The organism is Bacillus sp. OV322, from assembly GCF_900112495.1.
GTDB lineage: Bacteria > Bacillota > Bacilli > Bacillales > DSM-1321 > Peribacillus.
Map to the genome: position 1 here is coordinate 390443 of NZ_FOMA01000003.1, position 13224 is coordinate 403666.

At 40.2% G+C, this 13224-nt stretch carries 12 protein-coding genes and 1 riboswitch; of the genes, 10 read left to right on the forward strand and 2 right to left on the reverse strand.

Annotated elements, in window-relative coordinates:
- Window positions 1–84: 84 nt before the first annotated feature.
- Window positions 85–1659: a phosphoglycerate dehydrogenase gene (gene serA, locus BM126_RS09690; RefSeq protein ID WP_090989300.1), complete on the reverse strand. Its 1575-nt coding sequence runs from the start codon at window positions 1657–1659 to the stop codon at window positions 85–87.
- Window positions 1660–2061: 402 nt separating this feature from the next.
- Window positions 2062–2194: riboswitch (FMN riboswitch) on the forward strand.
- Window positions 2195–2365: 171 nt separating this feature from the next.
- Between serA and BM126_RS09695 the strand changes: the two genes are divergently transcribed.
- From BM126_RS09695 to BM126_RS09710, 3 genes are all read left to right on the forward strand, one after another.
- Complete coding sequence (locus BM126_RS09695) at window positions 2366–2947, forward strand: ECF transporter S component (protein ID WP_090989301.1); 582 nt, start codon at window positions 2366–2368, stop codon at window positions 2945–2947.
- 595 nt (window positions 2948–3542) lie between these two features.
- Window positions 3543–4418, forward strand: a complete 876-nt coding sequence (locus BM126_RS09705; RefSeq protein WP_090989303.1) for an ABC transporter permease subunit — start codon at window positions 3543–3545, stop codon at window positions 4416–4418.
- A gap of 6 nt (window positions 4419–4424) precedes the next feature.
- Complete coding sequence (locus BM126_RS09710) at window positions 4425–5336, forward strand: ABC transporter permease subunit (RefSeq protein ID WP_090989304.1); 912 nt, start codon at window positions 4425–4427, stop codon at window positions 5334–5336.
- Between the two features lie 154 nt (window positions 5337–5490).
- Here BM126_RS09710 and BM126_RS09715 read toward each other — a convergent pair whose 3' ends face one another.
- Window positions 5491–5739 carry a ferredoxin gene (locus BM126_RS09715; protein ID WP_071351144.1) on the reverse strand — a complete coding sequence of 83 codons (249 nt, stop codon included), beginning with the start codon at window positions 5737–5739 and terminating at the stop codon, window positions 5491–5493.
- A gap of 361 nt (window positions 5740–6100) precedes the next feature.
- On the opposite strand from BM126_RS09715, the gene BM126_RS09720 reads away from it, so the two are divergent.
- The 7 genes from BM126_RS09720 (at window position 6101) to BM126_RS09755 (ending at window position 13198) form a co-directional block, all read left to right on the forward strand.
- On the forward strand, window positions 6101–7129 hold the full coding sequence (locus tag BM126_RS09720) for a YpbB family protein (RefSeq protein ID WP_090989305.1): 1029 nt from the start codon (window positions 6101–6103) through the stop codon (window positions 7127–7129).
- Complete coding sequence (locus BM126_RS09725) at window positions 7126–8643, forward strand: RecQ family ATP-dependent DNA helicase (RefSeq protein WP_090989306.1); 1518 nt, start codon at window positions 7126–7128, stop codon at window positions 8641–8643. The genes BM126_RS09720 and BM126_RS09725 overlap by 4 nt, the downstream gene beginning before the upstream one ends.
- On the forward strand, window positions 8633–9214 hold the full coding sequence (locus BM126_RS09730) for a CPBP family intramembrane glutamic endopeptidase (RefSeq protein ID WP_090989307.1): 582 nt from the start codon (window positions 8633–8635) through the stop codon (window positions 9212–9214). Before BM126_RS09725 ends, BM126_RS09730 begins: the two co-directional genes overlap by 11 nt.
- A 15-nt stretch (window positions 9215–9229) precedes the next feature.
- Window positions 9230–9994 carry a LysM peptidoglycan-binding domain-containing protein gene (locus BM126_RS09735; RefSeq protein WP_177201381.1) on the forward strand — a complete coding sequence of 255 codons (765 nt, stop codon included), beginning with the start codon at window positions 9230–9232 and terminating at the stop codon, window positions 9992–9994.
- 730 nt (window positions 9995–10724) lie between these two features.
- Window positions 10725–11183, forward strand: coding sequence for a YpbF family protein (locus BM126_RS09745; RefSeq protein WP_090989310.1), 459 nt, complete (start codon window positions 10725–10727; stop codon window positions 11181–11183).
- Window positions 11184–11396: 213 nt separating this feature from the next.
- Window positions 11397–12206, forward strand: coding sequence for a metallophosphoesterase (locus BM126_RS09750; protein WP_090989311.1), 810 nt, complete (start codon window positions 11397–11399; stop codon window positions 12204–12206).
- An 86-nt stretch (window positions 12207–12292) separates the two neighbouring features.
- The gene (locus BM126_RS09755) at window positions 12293–13198 is read left to right on the forward strand and encodes a MerR family transcriptional regulator (protein WP_090989312.1); all 906 of its coding nucleotides are present in this window, start codon (window positions 12293–12295) and stop codon (window positions 13196–13198) included.
- The last annotated feature ends 26 nt before the right edge of the window (window positions 13199–13224 follow it).

Below are 13224 nucleotides of genomic sequence, written 5' to 3' on the forward strand. Positions count from 1 at the left end.
GCGCCGATTCTCAGAAGCGAATCATTCCCCATAGCGCAGAACGCCAGTCATGTACTCTAACAAAGCCAATGCTTTAATTGAAAGTCACAGGGTGATTCTGGACATGAAGGTGATATCATCCAAGTCACCCAGTTTGCAGGAAGCTTCTTCGTTAAGGCGTTTATCGAAGGATAAAACCATAATGGCTTCTCCGCCCGCTTCTTTTCGGCCTACCTGCATAGTGGCAATATTCACATCATGGTCTCCGAGTATTTTTCCTACTCTTCCAATAACACCGGGCCGGTCTCTATGCTGAATATAAAGAAAATTCCCCTCAGGATGGAAATCAATGTTAAAGCCGTTTAAGCTGACAATTCTTGAATGATACCCCTCTATGTGTGTCCCGCTAATGCCCAGAAGCCCCCTATCTCCTTTTGCAGTGACGGTAATGAGGTTCGAGTAACCGGAAGTTTCAGCCGCAATTTTCTCCCCGATAGTCACTCCCCGTTCTTTTGCCACTAAAAGGGCATTTACCTCATTGACGGGAATATCTAAACGGTGTTTGAAAAAGCCAGATATCAAGCTCTTGGTCAATATTGAGTGATCAAAATCAAGGTCGCTCCCTGCGTAGGTTACCGATATCTCGTGAATTCCCTCCTTCATGCATTGTGAAACGATAGAGCCCATTTGCTTTACAAGCTGATAATACGGCTGTACCTTTTCAAATAATTCCTTTGATATAGCAGGGAGATTTATTGAATTGGAAACGGGATTTCCATTTAAGAACAGCAGTACCTCCTGAGCGACCTGTGTGGCCACATTGAGCTGAGCTTCTTTCGTTGAAGCGCCGAGATGCGGAGTAGCAATGACAGAATCCAGCGTAAGCAGCTTATGTCCAAGAGGAGGCTCTTTTGCAAATACATCTATGGCAGCACCGGCAATGTGGCCTTCCTGTATCAGGGCATACAAATCATCTTCATTAATAATGCCGCCGCGTGCGCAATTCAGAAGGTATACACCTTTTTTGCATGTGCTGAGATTTTCTTTGTTTAATAGATTCCTAGTATCTTTTGTCAATGGGGTATGGACGGTAATGATATCGGCTGTTTTCAGCAGCTCCTCAAGAGATAAAGAGAGGACGCCCATCTTCTTAGCGCGTTCTGCTGTCAGAAAGGGATCATAAACCGCAGGTGTCATGCCAAATACTTTCGCCCTTTTGGCAATTTCACTGCCAATTCGCCCCATGCCCACGATTCCCAGTGTCTTTCCGTATAGTTCAGTGCCAGTGAAGGATGAGCGTTTCCATTCTCCATTCTTAAGGGAAGAATGTGCCTGTGGAATGTGGCGCATTAATGAAGCCATCATGGCAAAAGTATGCTCAGCAGTGGACATAGTATTTCCATCTGGTGCATTTACAACAACGATGCCTCGCTTAGTAGCTGCCGGGACATCGATATTATCAATGCCTACACCTGCACGTGCAATAATTTTTAAATTTGGCATACGGTCCATTAATTCTTCTGTGACGGTTGTCGCGCTCCTGACCAGAATTGCATCAACCTGATCAAGCTCATCTTCTGCTTCTGTTACTGTTTTGTTAATGAGAAGGATATCCTGCGCCTCAAGAAGAGGGCCCAGGCCTTCGGGCTTAATAGCATCCGCAATTAAAATATGATACACCTTGCACACCTGCCTATAAGAATTTTCTGTCAATTTTACAGAAGGTTTTACAAACTGTCAATTTAGTAAATACAAATGTAAACGCTTAATGGAATTATTATGCCAGAAAGATAATTTTACAAGGACCTCAGAAAGGCTGTCATCAGAAGAAATTCTGCTTCCAAAGGGGAGCTGATGAAATAAAAGAAAATATATTTTTTAAATAAAGCTATGTTAAACCTTTATGCTGATATTAATTACTGACTGGAGGGGGATTGAGGGGAATGTTTGGGGCTGCCATACTTCCCGCCTGAACGTAAGCCAGCAGGCCAAATCTCAGGAGCACTTTATAGAATATAATCAAATGACTTTTCAAGAAAAAGAAAATCGTATATAATCTAAAAGTGTAAGATAATTTTATAGGTCTATCTTCGGGGCGGGGTGAGATTCCCCACCGGCGGTGATGAAGGATCATCCTTCTAAGCCCGCGAGCCTTAGGGCAGGATTTGGTGAGATTCCAAAGCCGACAGTATAGTCTGGATGGGAGAAGATGGAGGTTCCGGCAACGTTCAAAACAGCATGTCTGCTGAACGTTTGTTTGCTGATGCCGCTATTTATCCCTTTAATTTCAATGTGAATTAAAGGGTTTTTTGTTGGAACCAGCAGGCAAAAATGGAACCAATCCTCTTTTTCGTGGGGTAGACACAAAAAAGAAGGAGAGAGAACTATGAAAGAAAGTAAAGTTAAAAAAATGGTCACAGTGGCGATGCTTGGGAGTCTGGCATATCTTTTGATGCTGCTGAATTTTCCGTTTCCCGGTTTGCCTCCATATCTGAAAATTGATTTCAGTGATCTTCCAGCTCTTGTTGCGGCCTTGATTTTTGGGCCATTGGCGGGCATTCTGGTTGAATTCATTAAAAATCTGCTGGACTTTGTCATGATTGGAAGCCCTACAGGTGTCCCTGTTGGACATATTGCAAATTTTGTAGCAGGGGTTGTATTTATTCTTCCTGCATACTATATCTATAAAAAAGCCAGCTCTAATAAAGGAATGACATTAGGCCTAGCCGGTGGGGCTGTCTCAATGGCAATCCTTATGAGCCTGCTGAATTATTTTGTCTTTCTTCCGGCATATACGATGTTCATGGGATGGGCGGCTATGTCTGGCGAACAAACAAGACAGCTTGTAACGACAGCGATCCTTCCGTTCAATATGATTAAGGGTGTATTAATGGGGATTGTATTCATGCTGCTGTTCACACGTCTCCAGCCTTGGATCAATAAACAGTCACGCTATAAGAATGCTTAAATTTTGCAGAAGCCGAAAGCCTAACAAGCTTTCGTTTTTTTGTATGCAGTGAATTTTTCCTCTGAGCTTCTTGGAATCAAAAATGGATAATCTATAAAAGGCTGCCGGCTTTGTTGGCAGCCTTTAGACATTAACGGTGTTTTTTTGCCTCTGTCCTAATATCTCTAAGCTGTTTTCCGTAAATTTTGGTGCTATCTGAACCAGTGGTTGATTTCCGCTCCAGGATGCTTCGCTTTCCGCGGGGCGTGCGCTGAGCCTCCTCGACTTGCGTCTGCGGGGGCTCATCTGTCACGCTGATCCCGCAGGAGTCTCCGCACCTTCCGCTCCAATCAACCTGCTTTAACAATGGATTTGGCTCGAGAACTTTTTAAGAAACAACAATATTTGTGAGAAGAGCTTATAATAAAAATGGAACTATTACCATTTTTAACCTTGGGGTATAATGGGAAATAGGTAAGTGGATTTTCCTGAAATTACCCTGCCTTTATTCGGCATACCAACAAGCATTAAATTTTTCAAAGTTTCATTACTAATTCCAAATCTTCAGGTGCTGAAAGAAATCGGTAAAGGATGAATTTGCAGAGGGAGGGTATATTTGTTAAAAGGAAAAATAAATTTAAAAACTATTAGCCATCTCATTTTTAATGCTTTTGTATTGTTATGCAGTATTTGTGCAATTTCTTCACTGCCTTCAATTTTATACAAAAATAAAATAATTGGATTTTATCCTGTGCAGTATATACAAAGATTTATCTCAGTATTAATAAATCTTTTTTCAGTAAGAGATAAAAACATTATACTGGGTTCTCATGAAGTTGTACCTTTATTTAGTTATTTACCTAAAGCCTATACATATTCTATGACCATTTTATTGATATCACTAATTTTATCAATAATCATCGCTGTTTTAGTTACATATATCTATATTTATCTGCCAAGGAAAGCTAAAAAAATTGTAATGAACATTCTTACAATCACTGAAATATTACCTGATATATTTATTATTATTTCTATTCAATACTTTATAATCTATATTTATAAACATACTGGTATAAAGATTTTTCAATTATATGGATTTAGTTCTAATGTTTATGTCATTCCTATTTTTTGTTTAATGATTATTCCGCTGTTTATGCTGATAAGATTACTAATTGCCATTACTGAAGAGGAATATGAAAAGATGTATGTTGAATTTGCAGTAGCGACAGGTGTCTCTAGAAGTCAAACTTTCTTTAAACACGTTTTAAGAAATTTATGTTATTCTTTACTGCAATATTTAACAGTAATTTATTGGGTTATGCTGTCTAGTTTGATAATTATTGAATATTTATTTCAAATGAAAGGATTTACCCTCTTAATGTACCGTTTTATGTCTGAAGATGTACTTGCTATAGGCATCATTCTTATTTTAATCCCATATGGAATAATATTTTCATTAATAAAATCAGCCGTTATAAAAACGGGAGTGTGATTTATTATGTTGAATTTTATTAAAAAAAAGCCACTGCTAACACTTTTAGTTATATTAATAACGATATGTATCATTAGTTTATTTTATAGTGTAATAGTTAAGGAACATATTAAGGCTGATAGAATACATATAACAGAAAATGGTGATAATGAATTTGCTCCATTTCCTCCATCTATTCATCATCCATTAGGAACTGATAGAGGAGGAAATGATTTAGTTTTAAGAGTACTCGATGGTGCAAAATATACTATTTTTTTTATTACCATAGTATCTCTTGCCAGAATCATAATTAGCATTACAGGTGCTTATCTTTTAGTATTTCCACTTAAGAAGGTCAGCAATAAAATACAGCTTTTTTTAATGCCCTTTCAGTATATTCCGGCTTTTGTTTTAGTAATTATTCTTTCTCCAGAACTTATATTCTTGAAGACTCAAATGGGCTATACCAAAATGATTATAATTCAGCTTTTGATCATCATTTTTGTGGGTTTTCCTATATTAATAAATACTGTTTCAAATGAAATGAAAGAAATAGTAAAAAGTTCATACATAGAGGCCTCAATGCACTTAGGTGCTTCTAATTGGCGTATCTTAACAAAACATATAGTGCCAGTTATGAAAAATCGATTAATTAGTTTATTTTTACAGCAAATTTCAGCTAATTTATTACTATTAATTCATTTGGGGGTATTTAAATATTTCATTGGGGGAATAAAGCCGGGGAATATTGCAGCAGATCCCGAAAGAGATGCAAAATACTTATCCCAATCCGGAGAATGGGCTGGTATGATTGGACAGAGCATAAACGATATATTAACTGCTCCATGGATATTATTTAGCCCACTTTTACTATCAGTAATATTTTTAATAATAGTTAACGTACTGTCAAAACAGGAAGTTAAACTAGGCGAAAATTAGAAATTAAATACTTTTAAGAAAAGCTGCTTCGTAAACTTTGCTGCTTGCGCGATAAATAGACCTTTTAACCTGGATTTATTTGGAATAATCGAAACCAACACTTTGGGAAAGAATAACAAAAAAAGCCATCCTCATTTTGAGATGGCTTTTTTTGTTATTCGAATTTCATTGCGTCGCCGTCAAATGGTTCATCGGCAACTTTGATTGAATCTGTCGGGCAGCCTTCAAATGCATCCATCATATCATCAAGGAGAACATCTGGAATCTCGACGATGCCTTCATTGTCATCAAGCGTAACAAATGCGATTCCTTCGTCATCATAATCATAAATGTCTGGCGCAGCAGCACCGCAAGCGCCGCATGCGATACATGTTTCTTTATCAACGATAGTATATTTTGCCATTAATATCCCTCCCGGTAGGTTCAGCGCTATCGCTCCCAAGAGGTTGGAAGCTCTAACTCTTTACTATTGTAAAACTGAAATACAAACTTTTCAATAAAAATCTCTGATACAGCGAGCTGTAAAGAGGGTTCCTGTATGTTTTTAGTTTGCGTTATGACCGTACACCCGTCACCTGAACGCTTACTGGGTCCAAGATAAGGCGAAAATCTTATCTTCCATTTTGGCTGTTCGATGCGACAGCCGGTAATAAATTATCACGGTCATTCCTGCAATTTGATACAATGGAACTAACTTTACTATAGGGTTGTGATGGACATTGATTCGCCACTATTTAGAGGTTGTTATTTTATATAGTATTAAAATGTTTAAAGGTGAACGCTCGGTTCATGGAATTTATCATATGCTAAAAGGAAAAAAATCGTCACAGACCATCCAGGATGCACATTTCTTCCGCCTGTCTCCCTTATTTGGTACGGTTCCTTCGCTTTCTAGGGAAGAATTGATGAAAACAGCGGCAGGGCTTGAGAATAATGGGCTGATTGATCCCGGAACAAGGGAAGATCATTTTCTTATCAGCCGGCAGGGAGAGGACCTGCTTACAGAGTATCTGGACAAACAGCCAATGCCGGCGGCGCTTAACGGATTGAAATTCCATAGTGATGCTTTTGCTTTTTGGGCACGGCTTTCATTGCTTATCCAATCCCTTTCGCATATTATTCGCTCCCAAAAATCCTTTTATCCGATTCAGCGGAATCTGGGCATACAAAGCTTTGTGAAACAATTTCTGTCTGGCGCAGGTAAAAATCGAGTTCTTTTGGCAGAACATCTTTTTTCGGAACTAGTCAGTCTTTTAGAAACAAGGGAAGCACTGGAACAGAAAATCTTTGTGCTGAAATTGTCCGGAAGCCACCGCATCGGCAATACATATAATCAGATTGCTGCAGAGCTTGCAGATGATGAATGGCATATTAAATTTGTGTTTCTTGGCACCATCCATTTTATGATGGAGCAAATATCTATGGACAAGGGGGATTACCCTTTGCTTGCATCCTTGCTGAAAAATAAGGGGAACAGCAATAATGGTTCCTTGACACAATCGTCCAAAGCCACACTGGATTTTTTGGAAAAAGGCTATTCCCTGCAGGATATAGCGGGAATAAGGAAACTCAAGTCAAATACCATAGAGGACCATATTGTCGAAATCGCACTGGCAGACAAAGAGTTTCCGATACATGACTATGTATCGGAGAAAGAAAAAATGCTCATCTTACGGGCAGCTGGCGAAAGTAAAACTAAACAGTTAAAATCCATTAAAATGCTGGTAAAAGATGAAAGCATCAGCTTTTTTAAAATTCGTCTTGTGCTCGCTAAAGCAGGGGATAACTTATGAATCTACATGCAGCATTAAATAATTATTTTGGTTTTAAGGAATTCCGTCCCGGCCAGGAGGAAATCATTTCTTCTCTGCTGGACGGAGAAGACACAATTGGCATGCTGCCGACAGGGTCAGGTAAATCGTTATGCTACCAGCTTCCGGCATATCTGCTGAATAAGACGGTAATTATTGTGTCGCCGCTTCTGTCTTTGATGCAGGATCAGGCGGAACAGCTGAAAGCAGGTGGGGAAAAGAGTGTTTTGACCCTGAATTCCTTTTTATCTCCTGCTGAAAAAAGAAAGGCGATTGCAAACCTGCACGATTTCCGTTTCATATTTATGTCACCGGAAATGCTCGTACTTGAACATGTCAAGGCAGCTTTGATGCGTCTTGATATTGGATTGTTTGTCATTGATGAAGCTCACTGCATCTCTCAATGGGGCTATGACTTCAGGCCGGAGTATCTTGAACTTGGAGTGATAAGAGAGAAATTATCCAATCCGCTTACATTAGCACTTACAGCTACCGCAACAAGGGAAGTGAGGAGCGATATCAAAGAAAAGCTGGGGCTTAGCTCATGCCGCGAAGTGATTTCCTCCGTGGACCGTGCCAATATCTCACTCATTGTGGAAAAGCATCATTCTTTTGATGATAAATTAAACCGCTTAATCGAACTGGTCCAATCTTTACAGGGACCGGGCATTATATATTTTTCGAGTAAAAAGGCCGCGGAATCGTCAGCGCAAAAATTATTGGAAATGGGGATAAAAGGGGTCGGCTGCTATCATGGGGGAATGGAGCAGGAAAATCGGATTCTGATCCAGCAGCAATTTCTAAACGGCCAGCTGAATATCATCTGTTCAACATCTGCGTTTGGCATGGGTGTTAACAAGGAAAATGTCAGATTTGTCATCCATTTTCACACCCCAGCCAGCATGGAGTCATATGTCCAGGAAATCGGCAGGGCAGGACGGGACGGGTTAGAAAGTCTGGCAGTCCTCTTATACTCCGACGGAGATGAGGGCCTGCCCATTCGACTTTTGGAGCAGCAATTTCCTCTTCCTGCCCAAATGGAGGCTGTTTTTTCCTACATAAATAATAATTGCGGAAATCCAGATGTGATGCTGCAGGAAGAGGAAAGGCTGATGATGGCATACTCCCTGAATGAAACTCAGTGGGGTTTCATTAAACATTTCATCCAAAATAACCGATTGAAAAGTATAGGGGTTATACAAAGAGATATGGAAGAGTATGCAGCTGACAGAACGCAATACAATATGAAAAAGTTTCATCGCTTTTTCGGATGGCTGCACAGTTCATTGTGCAGGCGTACAGGAATTATGGAATATTTTGAAGAGGAGCAGGCAGGCAAGAAGGTAAAGGATTGCTGTGACCATTGCGGATTGAGGGCAGAGGACTTTTTTAAAAGCATCCCAGATCAAGGTAATCACGGGAACAGCCTTAACTTCAGCTGGAAAGAAGAATTGTCCCGCTTTTTGCTTTTGAAAGATGTTCAAGATGAAAAATAAACAAGCGGAATTAATCAAACAGCTCTCGGATAAACAGCTTATCTATAACTTATTTATTACGCAGCTGATATTATTGGCGGCATCCCTGCTTTTAGGTCTATTTTTATTCCCGGATATTGCGTCATTTGCCGCTTTGTTCAGGATAAGCGACATCAATATTGCGGTGATTGGACTGCCGGCAGGAGCAGCTGTTGTGGTTTTTGATATAATCATGATGAAAACCATCCCTGCTTCCTGGCAGGATGATGGAGGCGTCAACGAAAGGATTTTTAAAAGCCTTAGTTATCCGCTGGTGCCTGCAGCTGCCCTGATTGTCGCTTTTTGCGAAGAAGTGCTGTTTCGCGGGGTAATCCAGACAAATATTGGGCTAGTTTGGACAAGCGTTATATTTGCGCTCGTTCATTACCGTTATTTATTTAAATTGTATCTGCTCGTGAACATCACCGGCCTTAGCTTTTTTATCGGCTGGATTTATAGCGTAACTGGAAATTTAATAGTAACAATCACTGCCCATTTTATTATTGATTTCATCTTGGGAATTATACTGAAAAATAAGCAGGGAAAAGCCTGAAGAAAGAGGATGTTTATGGACACGGAAAGAACTTCACAGCAAGATCAAGCCCATGAGCTGAGAACGAAAGCAGAGAGGCTGAAAACAAATCCGCCTCTGCCAAGCAGAAGTGAAATACATCGAAATAAAAAAAAGAAGACCAAATTGAAAATCAAATTTCCTCTGCTTAAGCTGCTGGCCTTATTTTTTATTCTTTTGCCGATTACCATTTACTTTTTGAATGCACATTTAAAAAGTCCCTTAAAGATACTTTCTCATTCTGAGCCATCCAATGTTGAGCAGGTGGAAATTGTCGATGAACCTGTAAGCACAGCTGGGGAAATTGAGAAAGATGCATCAGGGAAAACGGAAAAGAAATCCGCCGACTCTGTAAAAACGGAAAATCAAAGCGCGCCGCAGAAAGCCGAATCAGCTTCTCCGGCACTTGATAGGAATGCAAAGACAGCTTCCGCAGCACCTGAGAAGAAAGCAGTGCCTGCTTTGCCGGCACCAGAGAAGAAAGCTGAAACAGCCTCAGCAGCGCCCAAGAAAGCTGAAACCGTAAGGGCGCAGAAAAAGGCAGCTCCTGCCTACAGCGGAAAAGCAAATAGTGCGCCGGCTGCTTCTGCAAGCCACTATAAAATCCTGCTGCACACCGTAAAACCGCAGGAAACCATGTACCATATTTCAATGACATATTATCATTCAAAGGACGGCATACCGCTTATAATGAAATGGAATCACTTGTCTGGCTACGATTTAGCAGCGGGCCAAATACTTAAAATCCCGATTAAACAATAAACCCAGGAATTTCATGTTTTATGCAAAGCTGCATGGCATGGCCATTCAATAATACAGGAAAAGCGATGTTGAATTTGCCGTTGACTGGAACGCAGGGATGCGTGTTCTAAGGGAGCATATTATGGTCCTGCAGGATTGTGCACCTGCTCCAGTCAACAAAGTGCAAACATCAATAATGTACATTAACAAAGCCGATTTTAAAGGAATCCGGCTTTATTTGTTTTTCTGTTTTCGAATAGCTATTTTCGTACACTTTGCAGATATGGAAAAAGCCGGTCGACCGCTCCAGGATGCTCGCTTTCCGCGGGGAGGGCGGTGAGCCTCCTTAGGCTGCGCCTGCGGAGACACCCTCCCGCAAATGTAAACAGGTTTCTCGTACCTTACACTTCAATCAACCTGATATAACAATGCGTTCGCTTCGCGGAAATCATTAAAGTACAGCAATCTTTAAAAAAAGCCTTTTTAAATATTCTTTGATTTTCGTCCATTCGTATTGGCAGCAACTTACGAACTCCTCCATCACTCCTTGTTCATGCCTTGCTTTCACGTATGTTATTTCGCAGTGAAATCAAAAATCCCTTTTAAAAAACAACAAAGTTAACGAAAACAGTCGTGTTTAAAAATCATCCTGTAAGAAGGAATACCAGCCAGGTGCCTTTCTTCACGGAATATATTTGGTACAAGCGCATATAGTTTTCCTGTAAGAAAGTTTATAAGGAGGCAGACTGTCATGGAATCTGCGATTATATTGCTTGATGAAAATACAGATCAGGCAACAAGGCAAATGCTTCAGAAAGTAATTGAGAAAAAAAGAAAATATGAACGCTTAAAAAACAAGCATATTTTCAGCATTTGGACCTCTATGATTATGGCTGTCCTATTGTTTGGGTATGTGTATTATTATATTGTTGTACCATATTCTTCTTCTTTTTTTACTATGTTTTCAATGTTTGTTGACCGTTTTTCGCACTTTGTATTTTTATCAGCTTCAATAGGCATGTATGGGTACATGCTTATGGTTAAAAAGAAATTGGATAAAGCTGAAAAAGAGTTTCATGGCTTGCGCTGTGAAATTATTGATAAAAGCAAGGATCTATGGAAAAAGGAACAGGAGTGGAAAAACCGCCATAAGGTATTTGAAATGATGAAAAGCAACTATGATATAAACCTATATCATGAAAGTAAATAAATACATGGATATTCTCTCTTTTATGAGGGGATTTTTTTTTCTAAGAGGCCTGGAGAGTATTTCGTGAAGGCTGAGGCGCAGTCAGTCATACAAAACTTGCGCTGGCAGTCATTTATAGATAGTGTAGGAATATATAGGTATGTCAATAATCAATGTATCGAATAACGCTGTTTTTAAAATGAGATCTTATTAGAGGGAAGGTTTGCTTTTGCGATGATTTTATTAATATGCCTTGCAGTTATTGCAGCAACTTCTGCTGTGATGATAGTGATTATGTACAGAAATGCTTTTTTGGACCGTGTATTGTCGGAAGATCTGACATTCCCGCAATTTCCTGAATCCTTTGGGAAGGTTACGGTCTTTTTTATTTCTGATATACATAGAAGAAGGGTTACGGATAAGCTGATCAGGGAAGTCAAGGGAAAAGCCGATATGGTGATACTTGGGGGAGATATTAGAGAAGGCGGCGTTGCCTTAAAACAGGCAGAAGACAATATCATTAAGCTTAAAGAAGCGGGGCCTCTCTATTTCGTATGGGGCAACAATGATTATGAAGGTGACTATCATTCACTTGATGCTATGCTTCTGGATCATGGAGTCAGGATTCTTGATAATACTGCGGTATCTTTTCAATCAGAACAGGGCGAGAAGTTTTCGCTGATTGGCATTGATGATATCAGCGAGGAACGGGACCGGCTTGATTTAGCGCTTTCTGATGCCGAAAAAGGGACTTTCCGGATATTGGTCTCACATAATCCTATAGTGAAAAAACAAATTGAAGACGAACATAATATCAGTCTGGTATTATCCGGTCATACGCATGGGGGGCAGATCAGGGTATTCGGGTATGGCCCCTATGAAATCGGCAGCATTTACACTGAAGGAGATTGTGTATATCTAACAAGCAATGGCTACGGGACAAGTACGGTTCCTCTCAGGCTTGGGGCCAAACCGGAAACGCATATCATCACGATCCAAAAGGGAGAGAAGACCTCAGCTAGAAGAAATGAGCCGCAAATGTAGCGTGCAGCCTATTTGAATTTTACATCGCTTATATAATGTTCTATACTTTTTTCAATAGAACGTTCTGGATGGAGGACATATGAAGGATGCAGGAAGGAAAATACAATATTAAAGCAGTTTCTAAAATGCTTGACATAATGCCGGGTACCTTGCGTGCCTGGGAACGGAGATATAAAGTAATTGCCCCTGTAAGGAATGAATCTGGGCATCGATTATATACAGATCAGCATGTGAAGACACTGAAATGGCTGATTGCCAAAGTAAACCAGGGATTTACCATTTCCCAGGCTATTTCTCTTTTGGACAGGGATGACACCAAAGAAGAAAGTGATGATCATCCCGATGAGGGTCCTCAGGAAAAGAACCTGGGGGAAGAGCTTCTTCAGGCTCTTTTAAGCTTTGATGAAACAAAGGCACATGGAATTATCAACCAGGCTTTTGGTATGTATACAATTGAACAGGCTGTCGTGAACATTTTAGGCTCGCTTCTGGTCCAGATAGGGGATATGTGGGAAAAAGGAGAAATTACATCTGCCCACGAGCATTTTGCATCTTCTGTATTAAGAAGCAGGATCAGCTTTATTATGCACACCCTGCCGGTCAACAGCATGCTGCCTAAAGTGATAACAGTCTGTGCTCCGGGAGAATGGCATGAATTTGGATTGCTTATTTTTTCATTGTTTTTAAAAAGAAAAGGATATCAAACGGTCTACTTAGGGCCAAGCATTGCAGAAAAAGATCTTTTTGTTGTCCTTGATATCATCAAACCTAAAGGGCTGTTTTTTTCCTGCACCATGATCGATTGCCTAAACCCTGCACTCGGGCTGATCGGCGAACTGAAAAAGCAGTTTCCTGATCTTGCTGTGGGAATTGGCGGTGCGGCTGTTGATGCCTCTTCACCCGCTGTCTTAAAAAAGTACAAAGATTGCCTTGTCGGAAATTCCCGCACTGAATGGGAAAACTGGCTGGATGCGTCTATTCAAACCTCTTAGGATATATGCACCCCAGATAGCCGCCT

Excerpts from the sequence above, each read along its gene's own strand:
- BM126_RS09735 (WP_177201381.1), top strand. The coding sequence starts at position 9,230 with ATGGACACGGAAAGAACTTCACAGCAAGATCAAGCCCATGAGCTGAGA.
- BM126_RS09715 (WP_071351144.1), bottom strand. The coding sequence starts at position 5,739 with ATGGCAAAATATACTATCGTTGATAAAGAAACATGTATCGCATGCGGC.
- BM126_RS09710 (WP_090989304.1), top strand. The coding sequence starts at position 4,425 with ATGTTGAATTTTATTAAAAAAAAGCCACTGCTAACACTTTTAGTTATA.
- BM126_RS09720 (WP_090989305.1), top strand. The coding sequence starts at position 6,101 with ATGTTTAAAGGTGAACGCTCGGTTCATGGAATTTATCATATGCTAAAA.
- BM126_RS09745 (WP_090989310.1), top strand. The coding sequence starts at position 10,725 with ATGGAATCTGCGATTATATTGCTTGATGAAAATACAGATCAGGCAACA.
- BM126_RS09725 (WP_090989306.1), top strand. The coding sequence starts at position 7,126 with ATGAATCTACATGCAGCATTAAATAATTATTTTGGTTTTAAGGAATTC.
- BM126_RS09695 (WP_090989301.1), top strand. The coding sequence starts at position 2,366 with ATGAAAGAAAGTAAAGTTAAAAAAATGGTCACAGTGGCGATGCTTGGG.
- BM126_RS09755 (WP_090989312.1), top strand. The coding sequence starts at position 12,293 with ATGCAGGAAGGAAAATACAATATTAAAGCAGTTTCTAAAATGCTTGAC.
- BM126_RS09730 (WP_090989307.1), top strand. The coding sequence starts at position 8,633 with ATGAAAAATAAACAAGCGGAATTAATCAAACAGCTCTCGGATAAACAG.
- BM126_RS09750 (WP_090989311.1), top strand. The coding sequence starts at position 11,397 with ATGATTTTATTAATATGCCTTGCAGTTATTGCAGCAACTTCTGCTGTG.